General features: G+C 69.6%; 12 protein-coding genes. 6 read left to right on the forward strand and 6 right to left on the reverse strand.

Annotated features, from left to right (window positions below; genetic code table 11):
* Positions 1 to 8: 8 nt before the first annotated feature.
* Entirely contained in the window at positions 9 to 4823 is a 4815-nt protein-coding gene (locus KYX17_RS26860; protein WP_243231762.1) for a metallophosphoesterase, read from the reverse strand.
* A gap of 161 nt (positions 4824 to 4984) precedes the next feature.
* On the opposite strand from KYX17_RS26860, the gene KYX17_RS26865 reads away from it, so the two are divergent.
* From KYX17_RS26865 to KYX17_RS26885, 5 genes are all read left to right on the forward strand, one after another.
* Complete coding sequence (locus KYX17_RS26865) at positions 4985 to 5353, forward strand: L-rhamnose mutarotase (protein ID WP_243231763.1); 369 nt, start codon at positions 4985 to 4987, stop codon at positions 5351 to 5353.
* A gap of 2 nt (positions 5354 to 5355) precedes the next feature.
* Positions 5356 to 6522 carry an L-rhamnose isomerase gene (gene rhaI / locus KYX17_RS26870; RefSeq protein WP_243231764.1) on the forward strand — a complete coding sequence of 389 codons (1167 nt, stop codon included), beginning with the start codon at positions 5356 to 5358 and terminating at the stop codon, positions 6520 to 6522.
* 76 nt (positions 6523 to 6598) lie between these two features.
* Positions 6599 to 7450 (forward strand): alpha/beta hydrolase, encoded by an 852-nt coding sequence (locus KYX17_RS26875; RefSeq protein WP_243231765.1) that lies wholly within the window; start codon positions 6599 to 6601, stop codon positions 7448 to 7450.
* A complete protein-coding gene (locus KYX17_RS26880) occupies positions 7450 to 9486 on the forward strand; it encodes a bifunctional aldolase/short-chain dehydrogenase (protein WP_243231767.1) in 2037 nt (678 codons plus the stop codon). The genes KYX17_RS26875 and KYX17_RS26880 overlap by 1 nt, the downstream gene beginning before the upstream one ends.
* 283 nt (positions 9487 to 9769) lie before the next feature.
* Positions 9770 to 11194, forward strand: coding sequence for a rhamnulokinase family protein (locus KYX17_RS26885; RefSeq protein ID WP_243231769.1), 1425 nt, complete (start codon positions 9770 to 9772; stop codon positions 11192 to 11194).
* 589 nt (positions 11195 to 11783) lie between these two features.
* Here the strand turns inward: KYX17_RS26885 and rhaS are convergent.
* The 4 genes from rhaS to KYX17_RS26905 are packed head-to-tail and all read right to left on the reverse strand — an operon-like array spanning position 11784 to position 16458.
* Positions 11784 to 12827: a rhamnose ABC transporter substrate-binding protein gene (rhaS, locus tag KYX17_RS26890; protein ID WP_243231774.1), complete on the reverse strand. Its 1044-nt coding sequence runs from the start codon at positions 12825 to 12827 to the stop codon at positions 11784 to 11786.
* Positions 12828 to 12881: 54 nt separating this feature from the next.
* A complete protein-coding gene (locus tag KYX17_RS26895) occupies positions 12882 to 13928 on the reverse strand; it encodes an ABC transporter permease (RefSeq protein ID WP_243231775.1) in 1047 nt (348 codons plus the stop codon).
* A complete protein-coding gene (locus KYX17_RS26900; RefSeq protein ID WP_243231776.1) occupies positions 13925 to 14950 on the reverse strand; it encodes an ABC transporter permease in 1026 nt (341 codons plus the stop codon). The genes KYX17_RS26895 and KYX17_RS26900 overlap by 4 nt, the downstream gene beginning before the upstream one ends.
* Positions 14947 to 16458, reverse strand: coding sequence for a sugar ABC transporter ATP-binding protein (locus tag KYX17_RS26905; protein ID WP_243231956.1), 1512 nt, complete (start codon positions 16456 to 16458; stop codon positions 14947 to 14949). Before KYX17_RS26905 ends, KYX17_RS26900 begins: the two co-directional genes overlap by 4 nt.
* A 187-nt stretch (positions 16459 to 16645) precedes the next feature.
* Between KYX17_RS26905 and KYX17_RS26910 the strand changes: the two genes are divergently transcribed.
* Positions 16646 to 17653: a LacI family DNA-binding transcriptional regulator gene (locus tag KYX17_RS26910; protein ID WP_243231777.1), complete on the forward strand. Its 1008-nt coding sequence runs from the start codon at positions 16646 to 16648 to the stop codon at positions 17651 to 17653.
* Between the two features lie 362 nt (positions 17654 to 18015).
* Here the strand turns inward: KYX17_RS26910 and KYX17_RS26915 are convergent, their stop codons facing one another.
* Positions 18016 to 19278 carry an LCP family protein gene (locus KYX17_RS26915; protein ID WP_243231779.1) on the reverse strand — a complete coding sequence of 421 codons (1263 nt, stop codon included), beginning with the start codon at positions 19276 to 19278 and terminating at the stop codon, positions 18016 to 18018.
* Between the last annotated feature and the right edge of the window lie 18 nt (positions 19279 to 19296).

Consider the following 19296-nt stretch of genomic DNA (forward strand, 5'->3'; position numbering starts at 1 on the left):
CCGGAGCATCAGGTCGTACGGCGGCGGCGGATGCCGAGGGCCAGCGCTCCTCCGAGAAGCAGCAGCGCAGCCCCGGCGACGATCCCGACGGTCGGGTCGCTTCCGGTCATCGGCAGGGAGCCGCCGGCTGAAGCCTCGGAGATCCGGAACGACTCGGAGAGCACCGACAGGCCGGAGGCGCCGATCGCCTCGAGCTGGTGGGTTCCCGCCTCCACGTCCTCGGGGATGTCGAGGACGCCGGTCAGCGTTCCGTCGGCCGCCACGGTGAGCACGCCGTCCAGCTCGGTCGGGGTGGAGTGCAGCACGAAGCGCACCTCCTCTCCGGGCTGGAAGCCGGTGAACTCCACCTGCATGCGCCCGCCGGGGACCAGCGCGGATCCCGGTGCCGCCGTGACCGTGCCGTGCGGCTCGATTCCGGGTTCGCCGCCGGATCCGCCGTCGCCATCGCCCGGCTCGCCGCCGCCGTCGCCCGGTTCGCCGCCGCCTTCCCCGTCCCCGGGGCCGCCCGGCTCCTCGCCGTCGGCGGGAACCGTGCGGAACGAGCGCACCTCGGAGTACTCTGTTCCGCCGTGCGGGCCGGTGGCGACCACGTACCAACCGTGCTCTCCTTCGGTCAGGTCCGACCAGGTCGCCGTCGCCTGGGCACCCGAGGCGACCCCGGCCTGCGCGCCGATCTCGTTCGCCGTCAGGATCTCGGCGCGGAACGAGTCCGCCGCGAGCGTCTTCGATGCCGGCACGATGCCCACGGCCTCGTAGGGGATCTCGAACTCCTGCATGCCCGCGGGATCGTTCAGCGACGGCTCGTCGGAGTCGAAGTCGTCCAGCGACGGCGAATAGGTGCGCACGAGGATCCGCCCGCCCTCGTTGTCGAAGTGCGCGAGACGCAGGTAGCCCTGTCCGCCTTCCGGCAGCCCCTGGTAGTCGAACAGCATCGAGTACACCGTGCGGTCCGCGACGCCGTCGCCGTCGTCGTCGATCTCATCCGTCCGCGTGTAGGCGTCGTGGTAGTGGCCCGAGCTCACCGCGAACACGTTGGCGTTGGGCGTCACCACCTCGTCGAAGACGCGCTGCGGGAAGGGGCCGAGACCTCCGGTGGTGAGCATGTACTCGTGCAGGTTGATCCACACCTTGCGCTCCGGGTAGCGCTGGATCACCTCGTTCAGCCAGGCGATGTCCTCGCTGTTGTCGGCCTCGTCGTTGGGCGTGGGCCATCCCATGTAGACCATCAGGAAGTCGATCCCGCCGGCGGACACGAGGTCGTAGTGGCCGCGGTTGTCCTTGTACGACCCGCCGTACCAGGGGTTGGCGGCGTAGCGGGCCTCGCCGAAGTGGCGCGAGTACTCGGTGTAGTCGGCGGCGTGGCCGCCCACGTCGTGGTTGCCCGCCAGAACGCCGTACGGGAGCTGCGCCTCATCGAGCATCGTGTAGGCGGCGTTCGCGTTGTCCCACTGATGCGGGTCGGTGTGGACGTTGACGATGTCGCCGTTGTGGATCATGTACTGCAGGTTGAGATTCTCGCGCTGGTCCAGCAGGAACTCGTGGATCGCGAGCTGATGCGGGTAGTAGTCGTCGGTCTCGTTGTAGTACTGGGTGTCGCTCTCGATCGCGATCGTGAAGTCGTACTCGCCGCGCGGCGTGGCGTCGGGGTGGTACGGCTCGACCGCGCTCGTGCGGGTCGACAGGTTGTCGGCCGAGAACCCGTCGGAATGCTGGACGAGCAGGGTCAGCTGTCCGTCCACGACGTGACCGTCGACGGGCACGAGCGTCCCGAGGGTGAAGTCGGTCTCGGCCTCCCCCGTCGTCAGATGCTCGGCGACCTGCTCCCATGCACCGTCGACCGTGCGCACGTACAGGATCACCTTCGCGCCGGCGTTGGCGCTGCCGCGCCAGTCGACCCGCGCGAGCGCTCCGGTGCCGACGTCCTGCGCCACGGCGATCGTGTACAGCTGATACGGCAGGCCGGTGGTGCTCGTCGTCTCGACGTCCACCCCGTCGGTGCCCAGCAGCGCCGCGAGGTCGTCGGCGCCCAGCACGTCGCCGCCGCTGCGGTCCACCGCCTGCGAGTCGGAGACCGTTCCCGTGCTCACCGTGAGCTCCTCGTCGCCGGGCGCGTAGCCGTGGCCGGCCCGGAAGCTCACGTCGAGCGCATCCTCCTCGGCCGAGGTCGGGGTGGCGGTCAGTTCCGCGACATCGCCCTCGATGATCTCACCGTCGGTCGGTCCGTCGAGCCGGATCGCCGGCCGCTCGTCGGCGGTCTCGAACGACACCGAGGTCGTGGCGGCGTTGCCCACGGCATCCGTAGCCGTGAACTCCGCGACGTGCGCGCCGGGGGCGAGCGCCAGAGAGGAGGTCTCCAGCGGCACGGCGATCGGGACGCCGTCCAGCGTCGCCGTGATCTCGGCGACGCCTGCTCCGTCGTCGGTCGCGGCGGCATCCACGACCAGGTGACCGCGGTACCTCTCGCCCTCGTTCACGGTGGGCGCGATGGCCGGGGCCGTGTTGTCGACGGCCACCGTCGTGGTGACCTCGTCCGCGCCGGCCCGTGCCGTGATCGCGTGGTCTCCGTCCGCGACGACCGTCGTGTCCCACTGGGTCGCCACCGAGGTGAACGCGTCCTCCGGGATCGTGAACGTCGCCAGGAACGACACCAGCGCCGCGTCGCTGAACGCGATCCGCTCGGACGGATCGGGGCACTCGACGAACGCGGGGGCGGTGACCTGTCCGTCCTGCTCCTTCGTCGTGGCGCAGTGCTCGGGCAGCAGGACGCGCCCGTCCGGCAGAGCGAGGCGCAGGTTCTGCGCCGCGAAGTCGTCGTTGTTCTCGTTGACGTCGGCGTTCGGCCAGGCCTTGGTGCCGGCCGTGACCGACAGGGTCACCTGCTCCCCGGGGGCGACGCGCTCGACCGGGACCGTCGCGTCGACCGTGACGATGCGCTCGTAGAAGCCCTCGTCGAAGATGCGCAGCACCTCGTCGCCGAGCTTGACGCCGTTGCGGAAGAAGGCGTCGGTGTTGGTCGCCTCGAACGCGAACACCGGTCCGGTCTCCAGGGACGGCGTGGCGCCCTCGACCTCGGTGCCGTCGATCTCGAGGCGGACGCCGTCTCCGGTGGCCGCGACCCGCACCGACCCGGCGACGAACTGGCCCTCCGTGAGGTTGAGCCGCACCGGCGCCGGCTCGCCGTCGACGAGGGCGACGCGCACGGGCCCCAGGCTGGTGCGCTGCATCCCATCGCTCGCGGTGACTGTGTACTCGATCCAGCGCTTGCCGAACAGGTCCGCGGCGGGGACCGAGTAGTCGTACCGATCGGCCGCTGCGACCGTGAGGTTCCTGGTCTGAACCGCGCCGAGGTTGTCCGTGAGCTCGAGGGTGACCGAGCGCACCAGGACGTCGTCCGTGATCGTGAAGCCGAGGTCGAGATCGGCCGTCTCGGGGACGTCCGTGCCGCCCGTCAGGTCGGCGATGATCGGAGCTTCTCCTGCAGCCGGAGCGGCGACGAAGGCGGCCGGCACCTGCCCGGCGCTGACGGATCCCGGAGTCGGGGCGGCGAGCGCGAGCATCGTCTGCGTCGTGCCGTCGGGCGCCTCCGGCGCCCACAGGTGCTCACCGGCCCCGGGGTTCCAGCCGTACTGGATCGCGGTGCTCGCGGTGGTCTGGTCGTCGGCGAAGTAATAGGCCCGGCTGACGTCGTGTCCGGTCGCGGTGGCGATCTGGATGCCGCGCGAGCCGCCGTTCGCCATCCCTCCCGTGAAGAGCTGGACGATGTCCTCGCCGAGCGCGAGGTCGGTGCCGAAGGCCGCGTTGAAATCGTCGACCGTGAGTCCGGCCGCGACGCCGGCCGGGTTCACGATCCACGCCACGAGCGTCCCGCCCGCGGGGATCACGACGTCGGCGGGGGTCGCCGGCCACAGCGTCGCGTTCAGCGTCACGGGGGCGCTCAGCGCGTTGTCGGTGTACAGGTAGCTGAGCGCGTAGTCGCGGAAGTCGATCGGTGCGTCGGAGGCGTTGAAGATCTCGACGAACTCGTAACCGTCGGCGCCGTCGACGTTGGCGGTGTCCGGAGCGAGCTCCGTGATCTGCAGGAGCGGCGCTCTCAGCTCCGGATCGGTCGGGCGGTCCGGGTCGGGGCCGGTCGGGTCGGTGGGCGTCTCGCCGCCTTCGGGACGGACCAGTTGGGCCGGATCGACGGTGCCGGGCGTCGGAGCGCCCGTGACCGCGTCCGCGAGCACCGCGCCCGAGGCCGGGACCGTGTACTGCTCGGACAGGCCCTTGTTGCTCGTCCGGTCGTAGTCGACGCCCGAGACGAGGGTCGTGCGGTCCGGTGCGAACAGGCGGAACTCGCGCGCACCGCTGTTGGCGAAGCCGCCCTGCCCCACCGCGTAGAACAGCGGATAGGTCGACGACTCGTCGCCGTAGTGCGCGCGGAAGTCCGCATCGTCGAGCTGCCACTGCTCGACCGCGGCCTCACCCGACCCCACGGCGTACCGCAGCCAGAGCACGGCCGACCCGTGCGCGGGGATCACGGCCTCGCCCGCATCGCCCCCGCCCGGCGCGACGAGTTCGATCCACGACGCCCCGTTGTACTGCAGCGCGTGGTCGGCGACGTCGATCGGGGCGTCGGTGGTGTTCGCGATCTCGAGGAACTCGAAGTAGTCCTGGTCGGAGGGCGTGCCCGCATTGTCGGGCATGATCTCCGTGATCACCAGCTCCGGCAGCTCCTCCGCGGCGAAGGCGGGAGCGGCGACGCCGACACCGGTCGCCCCGACGGCGACGGCGGCGATTCCCGCGAGAAGGGCACGGACACGAGGAAGCGAGCGGAAGGTCACGGGACATCAGAGAATCGCTCTCGGCTGAACCGGACGACGCCGGACGGAGAACGGAGGGTGAATCGCCGGTGTCGCACGGATGACGGCCGCAGGTGTTGCATCGACCGCGCCCGCGATCTATTCTTGAAACGATTCACAACAAGCCGAGGAGCCCGTCGACGATGACCGCACCCACTCGCGTGTGCTTCCAGCTGCAGGTGCGCCCCGAGCTGCTGGACGAGTACCTGGCGCGCCATTCTCCGGTCTGGCCCGAGATGCTCGCGGAGATCGCCGCCGCCGGCCGGCGCAACTACTCGCTGTTCCTCGGCGAGGGCGGCCGGCTCGTCGGCTATTACGAGACGGACGACGACGCAGCCGCGCAGGCCTACCTCGCGGCCTCCGAGGTCGCCGGCCGCTGGGAGGCGGAGATGGCCCGATTCTTCGTGGGTCTCGACGGCCGGCCGGATCAGGCGGCGACCCCGCTCACCGAAGTCTTCAACCTGGCGGAGCAGCTCTCCGCCGCAGCATCCGAAACCGCAGAAAGCGAGTGAACATGTCCGTCCTCTCCCCCTCGAACCTCGCCGCACTGGAGCAGCAGGGCATCGAGCTGCCCAGCTGGGCCTTCGGCAACTCCGGCACCCGGTTCAAGGTGTTCGGCACGCCCGGCACGCCGCGCGATCCGTACGAGAAGATCGCGGATGCAGCGCAGGTGAACGCGTACACCGCGCTCGCCCCCTCCGTCGCGCTGCACATCCCGTGGGACCTCGTCGACTCCTTCGACGATCTGCGCAAGCACGCCGAGGATCTCGGGGTCTCGCTCGGCACGATCAACTCGAACACCTTCCAGGACGACGACTACAAGTTCGGCGCCCTCACGCACGAGGACGCCGCGGTCCGCCAGAAGGCGATCGACCACCACTTCGCGTGCATCGACGTCATGAACGCCACCGGATCCCGCGATCTGAAGATCTGGCTCGCCGAGGGCTCGAACTACCCCGGCCAGGCCGACCTGCGCGGGCGCCAGGACCGCCTGCACGACTCCCTCGAGAAGATCTACGCCCGCCTCGGCGACGACCAGCGCCTCGTGCTGGAGTACAAGTTCTTCGAGCCTGCGTTTTACCACACCGACGTTCCGGACTGGGGCACGTCCTACGCGCAGGTCGCTGCGCTCGGCGACAAGGCGATGGTGTGTCTGGACACCGGTCACCACGCCCCCGGTACGAACATCGAGTTCATCGTCATGCAGCTCCTGCGCCTGGGCAAGCTCGGCTCGTTCGACTTCAACTCGCGCTTCTACGCGGACGACGACCTGATCGTCGGTGCCGCCGACCCGTTCCAGCTGTTCCGGATCCTCTTCGAGGTGATCCGCGGCGGCGGCCTGAACAACCCCGACGTGGCCTTCATGCTCGACCAGTGCCACAACGTCGAGGACAAGATCCCCGGCCAGATCCGCTCGGTGCTGAACGTCCAGGAGATGACGGCGCGCGCCCTGCTCGTCGACCGCGACGCCCTCACCGCCGCCCAGCGCTCCGGCGACGTGCTGGCCGCGAACGCGATCTTGATGGATGCCTTCTACACCGACGTCCGCCCGGCACTGGCCGAGTGGCGCGAGAGCCGGGGCCTCGCCGCCGACCCCATGGCGGCGTACGCGGCCTCCGGTTACCAGAAGAAGATCGCCGACGAGCGCGTCGGCGGCGTCCAGGCCGGCTGGGGCGCCTGAATCACCAGACCCGTCGGGGGCGCGGGAAGCCGATCCCCGCGCCCCCGGCGCACCACCTCACGAGAGCAGAGACCCGATGACCACGCCCTTTCCCGCCGCGGACGGACTCGTCCGCGTGTATCCGGCGGATGCCCCCGACGGCACCGGCCTCGTGTGGGCGCACGGCGGCGCGTTCGCCTTCGGCGACCTCGACATGCCGGAATCCGACTGGGTCTCCCGGCGGCTCGCCGCCCGCGGCACTACCGTCGTTTCCGTCGACTATCGGCTCGCCCCTGTTCCGGAGGGCTTCCGCGAGGACATGGCCGCCCGGCCCGGCCAGCACTATCCTGCGGGCTCCGACGACATGATCACGGCGTGGCGATGGACGCGCGACCACGCGCAGGAGTTCGGCATCGTGCCGGAGGCCCTCGCCATCGGCGGCACCAGCGCCGGAGGCAACCTCGCGGCCGGAGCCGCCCTGCGCCTCGCAGGTTCCGGCGAGTCCCCGGCGCTCGTCGTCCTCGCCTACCCGACCCTGCTCGCCGTGCAGCCCGCCCCGGATGCCGCGCTGCGCGCCGCGCTCGACGCGAATCCGGACGCCGACCGGTTCGGTCCGGCATCCGTGCTGTCCATGTACGAGAACTACCTCGGCGGACCGGTCGACGGGGCGCCGCTGGCGGCCGTGCCGGGACTGGCCGAAGCCGCCGATCTCACCGATTTCCCTCCCACGCTCATGATCAACGGCGACATCGACGAGCTGCGCGTCTCCGGCGAGCTCTTCGCCCGCACGCTCGCGGCGGCCGGGCGCGACGTCGACGTTGTCACCGAACCCGGCACACAGCACGGGCACCTGAACCGTCCCGACGAGCCCGCCGCCACCCGTTCCCTCGAGCGGATCGCCGCCCGTCTCGCCCAGCTCTCACCCACCCTCTCCGAAGGAATCTCCTGATGACGAACCCCACTGCCGCTGCGCTCATCGAGCGATCGAACCGTCTGGGCGCCGATCCGAAGAACACGAACTACGCCGGCGGCAACACGTCGGCGAAGGGCACCGAGACCGATCCGGTGACCGGGCAGCCGGTCGAGCTGCTGTGGGTCAAGGGCTCGGGCGGTGACCTGGGCACTCTGAAGGAGCCGGGTCTCGCGGTGCTGCGCCTGGACCGCATGCGCGCGCTCGTGGACGTCTACCCCGGCATCGAACGCGAGGACGAGATGGTCGCCGCGTTCGACTACTGTCTGCACGGCAAGGGCGGTGCTGCGCCCTCGATCGACACGGCCATGCACGGTCTCGTGGATGCCGCGCACGTCGACCATCTGCACCCCGACTCGGGAATCGCGATCGCGACCGCCGCGGACGGCGAGCAGCTCACCGCGACCATCTTCGGCGACAAGGTCGTGTGGGTGCCGTGGCGCCGTCCCGGTTTCCAGCTCGGACTCGACATCGCCGAGATCAAGAAGGCCAATCCGCAGGCGATCGGCACGATCCTCGGCGGCCACGGCATCACGGCCTGGGGCGACACTTCGGAGGAGGCCGAGGCCAACTCGCTGTGGATCATCGACACGGCGGCGGCCTACATCGCCGAGCACGGCAAGGCCGAGCCGTTCGGCCCGGTGCGCTCCGGTTTCGAAGCCCTGCCCGCTGGCGAGCGGCGGGAGCGGGCAGCATCCCTTGCCGCCACGATCCGCGGCATCGCCTCGCACGACAAGCCCATGGTCGGCCACTTCACGGATGCCGAGGTCGTGCTCGACTTCCTCGCCTCGTCCGAGGCTCCACGACTCGCAGCGCTCGGCACCAGCTGTCCCGATCACTTCCTGCGCACCAAGGTCAAGCCGTTGATCCTCGACCTTCCCGCCACGGCATCCCTCGAGGAGCAGATCGCCCGGCTGCACGAGCTGCACGAGGAGTACCGCGCGGACTACCAGGCGTACTACGACGCCCACGCGGACGCGGACAGCCCGGCCATCCGCGGCGCCGACCCGCTCATCGTGCTCGTCCCCGGCGTGGGCATGTTCTCCTACGGCGCGAACAAGCAGACCGCTCGGGTCGCCGGCGAGTTCTACGTCAACGCGATCAACGTCATGCGCGGCGCCGAGGCGCTGTCGACCTACTCCCCCATCTCGGACGCCGAGAAGTTCCGGATCGAGTACTGGGCGCTCGAGGAGGCCAAGCTGCAGCGGATGCCGAAGCCGAAGACGCACCAGGGCCGCATCGCGTTCGTGACCGGTGCCGCCAGCGGCATCGGCAAGGCCATCGCCACGCGTCTGGCGGCGGAGGGCGCGTGCGTCGTCGTGGCGGACCTCGATCTCGACAAGGCCCGGGCCGCCGCGGCCGAGCTCGGGAACACGGACGTCGCGATCGGCGTCGCCGCGAACGTGGCCGACGCGGACGCCGTGCAGGCGGCACTGAACGAGGCGGTGCTCGCGTTCGGCGGCGTGGACCTCGTGGTCAACAACGCCGGACTCTCGCTGTCGAAGCCTCTGCTGGAGACCACCGAGAAGGACTGGGACCTGCAGCACGACGTCATGGCCAAGGGCTCGTTCCTCGTCTCGAAGGCCGCAGCGCGGATCCTCATCGAGCAGAAGCTCGGCGGCGACATCATCTACATCTCGTCGAAGAACTCCGTCTTCGCCGGCCCGAACAACATCGCCTACTCGGCGACGAAGGCCGATCAGGCGCACCAGGTGCGGCTGCTGGCCGTCGAGCTCGGCGAGCACGGCATCCGGGTCAACGGCATCAACCCGGACGGCGTGGTGCGCGGTTCCGGCATCTTCGCCTCGGGCTGGGGCGCGAACCGCGCCGCCACCTACGGCGTCGCGGAAGAGGACCTCGGCCAGTTCTACGCGAACCGCACGATCCTCAAGCGCGAGGTCGTCCCCGAGAACGTCGCCGACGCCGTGTTCGTGCTCACCGGCCCCGAACTCAGCCGCACCACCGGCCTGCACATCCCCGTCGACTCCGGCGTCGCCGCCGCATTCCTGCGATGAGCGCGCCCATCTCCCGAGCCCTCTCGTTCGCCGAGCGACGAGCGCAGCTCCCCCTCCCCTCGATCGTCGAGCGACGAGCACAGCTCCCCCTTCCCTCGTTCATCGAGCGACGAGCACAGCTCCCCCTCCCCTCGATCGTCGAGCGACGAGCGCACCCCCTTCCCTCGTTCGTTGAGCGACGAGCGCAGCGAGGAGTCGAAACGCGGTCTTCGCTGATCCGCAGTCGCCGCGTCCCGCTTCGCTCCGTCAACTCGACGAGCGAGGCCGAAGAGCGGAGAGCAGCGTGACCCGCGCGGTCGCCGCGGTCGACCTCGGCGCCACCTCTGGTCGCGTCGTGATCGGGCGCATCGACGACGACACCCTCGACCTCGAACTCGTGACGCGTTTCCCGAACGGCCCGATCGAGCGCGAGGACGGCCTGCACTGGGACTTCGACGCCCTCTACGCGCACATTCTCGACGGTCTCGCCGAAGCCGTACGTCGCGAGCCGTCGATCGAGAGCATCGGCATCGATTCGTGGGCGGTCGACTACGGCCTGCTGCGCGAGGGAGAACTGCTCGCCGAGCCGTTCCACTACCGGGACGAGCGCAGCGAGCGCGGCGTCGCCGAGGTCCATGCCATCGCCCCGTTCCCCGAGCTGTACCGCCGCAACGGCCTGCAGTTCCTGCCGTTCAACACGCTCTACCAGTACCGGGTGGACCCGGCGCTCGCGAACGCCGAGTCATCGCTCCTGATCCCCGACCTCGTCGCGTACCTGCTCACCGGCGCGCGCGTGGCCGAGCGCACGAACGCCTCGACGACCGGGCTGCTGAGCGTCGAGTCGTCGGAGTGGGACCGGGAACTCGCCGAGCGGCTCGGCATCCCGTCCGGCATCCTGCCTTCGCTCGTCGACCCCGGCACCGTGATCGGCAGGCTCCGTCCGGAGATCGTGGAGCGCATCGGCCGGGACCTCCCGGTCATCGCGGTGGGCTCGCACGACACGGCCTCCGCGGTCGTGGCCGTTCCCCTGTCGACACCGGATTCGGCGTACATCTCGTGCGGCACCTGGGGTCTGGTCGGCGTCGAGCTGACCGAGCCCGTGCTGACGGATGCCGCACGTGAGGCGAACTTCACGCACGAACTGGGCGTGGACGGCCGCTTCCGCTTCCTGCACAACGTGACCGGCCTCTGGCTGCTCAGCGAGACCGTGCGCGCCTGGGAGGCCGAGGATGGCGCGCCCATCGACCTGCCCGAACTGCTGGATGCCGCAGCCGCCGTGACCGGCGACGTCCCGCTTTTCGACGCGAACGACCCCTCGTTGAGCGCCCCCGGTGACATGCCCGCGCGCATCGCCGGCGTGCTGGCCGCGGCGGGGTCGCCGGTTCCGGACGGCCGTGCCGCGTTCGCGCGCGCGATCGTCGAGTCCATCGCTCAGGCGTTCGCGGATGCCGTGCGGACGGCGGGAGACCTCTCCGGTCGAGCGATCGACGCCATCCATCTCGTCGGCGGCGGATCCCTCAACCGGCTGCTGTGCCAGGCGACCGCCGACCGTTCGGGCATCCCCGTGCTCGCCGGTCCCGTCGAGGCGACGGCGCTCGGCAACGTCCTCGTGCAGGCCCGCGCTCTGGGCGCCGCTCCCGCGACGCTCGAAGAACTGCGAGCCCTCGTCGCGCGCACGCACTCCCCTGTCCGCTACGACCCCGTGGGCACGGTGTTCCCCGCTCGGTGAACACCCCCTTCCGCTCGTTGAGCAGGTCCCCTCGTTCGTTCGTTGAGCGAGCCCCCTCCTCCGCTCGTTGAGCGAGCCCCCTCCTCCGCTCGTTGAGCGAGCGAAGCGAGTCGAAACGCAGCCCACGCCCAGCAGCACCTACCCCGTTTCGACTCGGTCGGCTCCGCCGTCCTCGCTCAACGAACGAGAGAGCGTCGCCGGCCCGATCCGCCCGTTGAGCGAGCCCCCTCCTCCGCTCGTTGAGCGAGCGAAGCGAGTCGAAACGCGGCCCACGCCCAGCAGCACCCACCGCGTCTCGACTCGGTCGGCTCCGCCGTCCTCGCTCAACGAACGAGAGAACGTCGCCGGCCCGATCCGCCCGTTGAGCGAGCCCCCTCCTCCGCTCGTTGAGCGAGCGAAGCGAGTCGAAACGCGGCCCACGCCCAGCAACACCCACCGCGTCTCGACTCGGTCGGCTCCGCCGTCCTCGCTCAACGAACGAGAAGGGTGAGCGAGCGAAGCGAGTCGAGACCGTCACCGCGTCTCGCCGTGGACGGCGCGGCGCCCGGACACTGAGAAGGGTCCGGGCGCCGCGTGTTCGCACAACGGATCAGAAGTCGAAGTCGCCGATGTTGTCCGCGTCGAACACGAACGGGTCACCCAGCAGCACGACGCCGTCCGCGCCGACCTCGTACTCGCCGAGCTCACCCGCCTCGAAGGTGTCACCCTCTTCGCCGGTGATGTCGCCCTGGATGAGCGCGGCGGCCGCGTAGGCGGACAGGTAGCCGAGGTCCTCCGGGTTCCACAGCGCGAACGCGGTGACCGTGCCGTCCTCGACGTACTCGCGCATCTGGTTCGGCGTGCCGAGACCCGTCAGCGCGACCGTTCCCTTGTAGTCCGAGGTCGACAGATAGCGCGCCGCCGCGGCGATGCCGACGGTCGTCGGAGAGATGATGCCCTTCAGGTCCGGGTGCGTCTGCAGCAGCGCCGCGGTCTTGTCGAAGGATGTCTGATCGTCGTCGTCGCCGTACACGGTCTCGACAAGGGTGATGTCGGGGTAATCGCTGGCGAGGTACTCCTCCATCAGCTCGATCCAGGCGTTCTGGTTGGTCGCGTTGGCGGATGCCGACAGGATCGCGATCTCGCCCGCACCGCCGATCTGCTCCGCGATGAGGTCGACCTGGACCTTGGCGATGCCCTCGGCGTCGGCCTGATTGATGAACAGGTCACGGCAGTCCGGATTCGTGTCGGAGTCGAAGGTCACGACCTTCACCCCGGCATCGCGCGCCTCGTTCAGCGCGTCGCAGATCGCCTGCGGGTCGTTCGCCGAGACGACGAGCGCTCCGACGCCCTGCTGCGTGGCCGTGTTGATGTAGCTGACCTGGGCATCGGGGGTCGCCTCGGCGGGTCCGACCTCGGCGAACGTGCCGCCGATCTCGTCGACGGCCGCCTTGCCGCCCGTGCTGGAGGTGTCGAAATACGGGTTGCCGAGGTTCTTGGGCAGGAACGTGATGGTCAGGTTGTCGGATCCGCCGCCGGTTCCGCCGCCCTCGCCGTCCGTTCCGCCCCCGGTGTCGGCGCAGCCGGTCAGCACGAGGGCTGCGGCGACGGCGACGGCCGCGAGGGCCGTGACGCGCTTGCGTGCAAACTTCATTGTTCTTCCTTTCGTGATGTCACCGCTGACGGATGCCGGCGGCGAGAGGCCGCCTCATGGTGCGGGAGAGGCTGCGACGCGGGATGGCCCGACCCTCGCGCGCATGCGCTCGGCCCAGGACAGGATGCTGGCGCCGACGACCGAGAGGATCAGCAGGCCGCCGGTGATGATGTTGATGACGTCGCTCGTGACGCCGGCCAGGCGCAGAGCGCTGGAGAGCACCCCGATCAGCAGCACGGCCGCGACGACGCCGTGCAGGTGCCCGCGCCCTCCGAAGACGGAGACCCCGCCGAGCACGACCGCGGCGATCACCTGCAGCTCGAGACCGGTCGCGTTGTCCCCGCGCGCGCTGCCGAAGCGCAGCGTGTAGAAGATGCCCGCGAACGCGGCGACGAGACCGGCCAGCACGAAGAGGATGAACTTGGTGCGCTCGACGTGGACTCCGGAGAAGCGCGCCGCGTCCTTCGAGAGACCGATCGCGTAGATGCCGCGCCCGAAGGGCGTGAAGTGCAGCAGGACGGCGAAGACCACCACCAGGATCAGGAACGGCACCACGATGTACGGAATGGTGGTGCCGGCGATCTTCGCCTTGGCGAGATCCGTCCACAGCTCCGGGAAGTCGGTCACCGCCGTGGTCCCGAGAAGGCCCACCGCGAGCCCGCGGAACAGCGCCAGGGTGCCGATCGTCACGGCCAGCGACGGCAGCCCGACGACTGTGACGAGGAAGCCGTTGAACGCTCCCCCGATTCCCCCGACCAGCAGAGCGGCGAGCGCCGCGACTTCGAAGGGGGCGCCCGCCTGGGTGAGCACGCCGGTGACGACGCTGGCGAGACCGACCATGGAGCCGACCGACAGGTCGATCTCCCCGGTGACCATCACGAGCGTCATCGGCAGCGCGATGAGCAGGATCGGGGCGACATCCAGCAGCAGGTAGTTGTAGGTGATGGGCTGACCGAAGCCGCGCACGGTGGCCGACGCGACGACGATCACGAGGGCGAGCAGCCCGATGATGGCGAACTCTCTCGAGATGAGGACCCGTCGCCAGAGCGGCCGGTCGAAGTCGCGGATCACGCGGGTCGTCGTGGTGGTGGTCGCGGTCATGATTCGTCCCTCGCCTCGATGAGCCGACGTCTCTGCCTCACGGCGAGAACGCGATCCAGCACGATCGCTCCGATGATGAGCACGCCGACGACAGCGCGCTGCCAGAAGTCCGGGATGCCGAGGATGGGCAGAGCACGGTTGATGGTCATCAGAAGCATCGCGCCGATGGCGGCGCCCCAGACGGACCCGACACCGCCGGTGATGGCGATGCCGCCGATCACGGCGGCCCCGACGGCATCCAGTTCCCACCCGGAACCCGCCTGCGAACTGATCGAACCGTAGCGCGCCGCATAGAACACACCGGCGAGGCCGGCGAGCGCACCGGACAGGATGAACGCGCTGAGCACGCGGCGCGTGACCTTGAGCCCGTAAAGCTCGGCCGCCGCAGGATCGGATCCGATCGCGTAGTACTCGCGTCCTCCGCGGGTGTTGCGCATGTACCAGGCGGCCGCCGCGAGCACGAGGACGGCGACGATCGACAGCACCGGGATGAAGAGGATCTGCTGTGTGCCGAGCGCCAGGAAGTCCTTCGGCATGTCGGACGGGTTCACGCGATCGCTCCCGGTCCACAGGACGTTGATCCCGCGATAGGCGTAGAGCGTTCCGAGGGTGATCACCATCGCCGGCACGCGGGCGAAGGCGACGAGCGCGCCGTTGATCAGGCCGAGCACCGCCCCGAACAGCACGGCGGCGAGCACCACGACCACGATCGGGATGCCGGGGATGTCGATGAAGAGACGGCCGGTGAGGTAGGCGGTCAGTCCCATCACGGAGCCGACCGACAGGTCGACGTTGCGTGTGATGATCACGATCGCCTGGCCCACGGCGACCAGGACGAGGATGGACGGGGTCAGCAGCAGGTCCCGCCACCCGTCGGCGGAGAACAGGAAGTTCGGGTTCTTCACCGTGGCGGCGAGCACGACCAGGACGAGCGCGGCCAGGATGCCGAGCTCGCGAGCGCGTCCGACGCCGCCGAAGCTCTTCCGCACGGCGAACGCGGGGGCAGGGGCTGTGGTGGTCATGAGTGCAGCTCCGATGCGTGGGTCGCGGCGAACATGACGTTCTCGCTGGTGGCGTCCGCCCGGTCGATCTCCGCGGTGATGCGCCCCTCGCGCATGACGAGGACGCGATCGGCCATGCCGAGCACTTCTGGAAGCTCGGAGGAGATCATGAGGATGCCCATGCCCTGCCCTGCCAACTGCGAGAGAAGCCGGTGCACCTCCGACTTCGTCCCGACGTCGATGCCGCGGGTGGGCTCGTCGATGATGAGCACCCTCGGGTCCGTCGCGAGCCACTTGGCGAGGACGACCTTCTGCTGGTTGCCACCGGACAGCGTCGAGGCGACGGTGTCCAGCGCGTGCGTCTTGACCTCGAGGCGCGAGGCCCATTCCCGGGCGGCACGGTTCTCCATGCCGCTGGTGAGCAGGCCCCACCGGGCGAGGCGGCGCCGGATGGCGAGGGTGATGTTGCCGCCGACGCCCGACTCGATCACGAGACCCTGCTTGCGCCGGTCCTCGGGGACGAGGGCGAGCCCCGCCCGCATGGCCTCGGTCGGATTCCGACGGGCTACCGGCGCCCCCAGCATCCGGACCGAGCCCTCCCGGTAGGCGTCCACCCCGAAGACGGCTCTGGCGACCTCGCTGCGACCCGCCCCCACAAGCCCGGCGAGCGCGACGATCTCGCCCGAGCGCACGGTGAGAGAGATGTCGTGGAACACGCCGGGACTGGTCAGCCCGGTCACCTCGAGCAGGGGATCGCCGATCGCGGCATCCTGCTTCGGGAACAGCTCGGTGATGTCGCGGCCGACCATCTGGCGCACGAGCTCGTCGACCGTGGTATCCGCGATCGGCGTGGTGGCGATGTAGGCGCCGTCGCGCATGACGGTGACCGTGTCGCACAGGGCGAAGACCTCGTCGAAGCGGTGCGAGATGAACAGGACCGCCCTGCCCTCGTCCCGCAGACTTCGCGCGACGGCGAACAGTCGATCGACCTCCACGCCGCTCAACGCCGCCGTCGGCTCGTCCATCACGAGCACACTGGCGTCGAGCGAGATCGCCTTGGCGATCTCGATGAGCTGCTGGTCGGCGATCGACAGGCCCTCGGTGATGCGATCGGGGTCGATCGCCACACCGAGACGCCGGAAGATCTGCTCGACCTCGGTGCGCATCGCCCTGCGATCGATGCGACCGTACCGGTTCACCGGCTGACGTCCCATGAAGATGTTCTCGGTCACCGACAGGTCGGGGAAGAGCGTCGGCTCCTGGTAGATCACAGCGATTCCGGCGGCCTTCGACTGCGCCGTGCTGGTGAAGTCGACGTCCTCGCCGTGCAGGCGGAAGTCACCGGAATCTCGGCGGTAGAGTCCCGCCATGATCTTGACGAGCGTGGATTTGCCGGCGCCGTTTTCGCCGATGAGCGCGTGGATCGAGTGCGGGCGCAGGATCAGGCTGCCGGAGCGCAGCGCGATCACGGGACCGAACGACTTCACGACGCGATGCAGCTCGAGCGCGGGATCGGATGCGCGCGGCATCGTGCCGGAGGGCGGGACTTCTGCGGCCACTGAGGTGTCCTCTCCTTCGAGGCCGAACGGGTTCGTACCGAATGAACCTTACATGAATCGATTCAGGCAGGTTTCAGGCTAGTGTATGGGAGACCGGTCGCCGATCAACACCCCCTGCGACCGAACTGTGACCCGACCGATGACGAGAGGATCTCCGGTGCCTGTCAGCATCCGCGACGTCGCGCAGCGCGCCGGCGTCTCCGTGGGCACCGTGTCGAACGTGCTGAACCGACCGGACGAGGTCTCGGCGGACTCGGTCGAGCGCGTGAGCCGGGCGATCGAGGAACTCGGGTACGTGCGCAATGACGCGGCGCGCAAGCTGCGCGCCGGCGTCAGCACCACGGTCGGGTTCGTGGTGCTGGACGGGCAGAACCCGTTCTACAGCGATGTGGTCCGCGGAGCCGAGGACGAGGCGTCCAGCCACGGGATCGCGATCCTGTACGGCAACACGGATGAGGATCCGTCCCGCGAGAAGGTCTACCTCGACCTGTTCCGGGAGCAGCAGGTCCGCGGTCTTCTCATCGCACCGTACGGCGATGTCATGACGCAGCTGCGCCGGTTCCGGTCGAGCGGCATCGCGACGGTGCTCGTGGACCGGTTCAGCGCCGACAGCGGCTTCTCCTCGGTCTCGGTCGACAGCGTGGCCGGGGGCCGGCTCGCTGTGGATCATCTCATCGAGTCCGGCCGGCGACGGATCGCGTTCGTCGGCGGCCCGTTCGACATGCGTCAGGTCACCGATCGCCTCGCCGGGGCACGCGCCGCGGCCGAGAACGCCCCCGTCCGCGTCGAGCTCGAAGTCATCGCCACGACGGCGATGACCGTGGCCGAGGGCGCCGCAGCGGGTGCGCGACTGCTCACGAGACCGCGTCGGGACTGGCCCGACGCGCTGTTCGCCGCGAACGACCTCGTCGCTCTCGGCCTGCTTCAGTCCCTCGTCGCCGGAGGCCGGATGCTGGTGCCCGAGGAGATCGCGCTCATCGGCTTCGACGACATCCCCTTCGCGGCCGCGGCCGCCGTTCCGCTGTCCTCCATCCGGCAGCCGAGTCGCATGATCGGCCGTACCGCGTTGCGGATCGTCCTCGAAGAGGCGGCGGATCCGGCCAGCATCCCGCGTCAGACCGTGTTCCCCCCTGAACTCATGGTGCGCCGTTCGACGACCGGGTGAAGCCCGCGGGCCCGGCCGTGACGCGAGCCCGCGCCCGCTCGTTGAGCGCGCCCCTCTCTTCGCTCGTTGAGCGAACCCCTCTTTCGCTCGTTGAGCGAGGAAAGCGAGTCGAAACGCGGTACGCACCCAGCAGCAATCACCGCGTTTCGACTCGGTCGGCTCCGCCGGCCTCGCTCAACGAACGAGACAACACGAACGACACCGACCCCGTTCGTTGAGCGCACCCCCTTCGCTCGTTGAGCGAGCGAAGCGAGTCGAAACGCAGCCGACGCCGAGCAGCAATCACCGCGTTTCGACTCGGTCGGCTCCGCCGTCCTCGCTCAACGAGCGAGACTGGACGAGCGGAGACGAACCGAGCGGGCTCAGCGGCCGTTGCCGTTCGAGCAGGTCTTCTGCTCGACCGTGGTGCCCTTGACCGACTCCGGCAGCGCGACAGCGGACTGGCTCGGAGCCGGCGCGGTCGTCTCGGGCCCGGCCGAGGGCGCAGGCTCGGGCGCGGTGGTCTCGGGCGCCTCGCCCTCCTCGACGACGACGCCGTCGTAACGGGAGGCCTCGTGCGTGATCTGGAAGGGCTGATTCGCCGCGATGGCATCGAACAGGGCGGTCGCCGCCGAACGGATCGGCACGACGCGGTCCGCGTCGTTCGGGTCCGTGCTGACCGGGTACTGCAGGAACGCGATGTCCTCGAAGGGCACGTCCTTCACGGCGAGGGCGATCTGAGCGATGAGCATCGGGTTCGTCAGCGACGTGCTGGCCTCGATATTGCTCAGCCCGGTGTTCGCCAGGCGCAGCACCGTGGGGACGTCCCCGAGGGTCTCCTCCGCCCGCAGCTTCCGCACGAGCGCGTTGAGGTACACCTGCTGATTGCCGATGCGGGCGAGGTCGCTCTCGCCGACGAGGCCATGCCGTGTGCGCAGGAACGCCAGCGCCCGCTCCCCGGAGATCGTGTGCGTCCCGGCATCCAGGTCGAGTCCGGTATGCCGGTCACGGATGCTGCTCGCCAGGCACACCTCGACCCCGCCGATCGCATCCGTGATCTCGATCACGCCGCCGAAGGTGACCGCCGCGGCGAACTGGATGTCCTGGCCGGTGAGCTCCGAGATCGTCTTCGCGACGCAGTTCAGTCCCCCGGCGGAATACGCCGTGTTCAGCTGCCCCTTGTCGGTCCCGTAGTACTCCGTACCGTCCGGCGCCGTGCACGACGGGATGGGGACCATGAGGTCACGGGGGAAGCTGACGGCCGTGATCCGGCGCGGCTCGTCCGAGACGTGCACGAGCATGTTGACGTCGTTGAGCGTGCCCTCGGAGTCGGCACCCGTGCACCGTTCCCGGAAGAGGTGAGCGTACTCCGGCTCGCACGTGTCGACGCCGGTGAGCAGCAGGTTGAAGCCGCCCTCGAACGCACCGATGTCGGGCGGGACGGACTCGTGGCCCTCCAGCTCGACGGCATCGGCGGTCACGTCACCGATCAGCGTGCTGCCGACGAACGCGACCACCCCGACGCCGCTGACGAGGACGACCGCGAGCACGACCCCGACGATCTTCAGCAGCTGGGAGAGCGCGCCGGGGCTGCGCAGCTGTCCGTGCCGCGCCACGGTGCGCCGCCGGCGGGTCTTCTCACTCACACGGTGTCCTTCGGATCG

The organism is Microbacterium sp. CIAB417, from assembly GCF_022788845.1.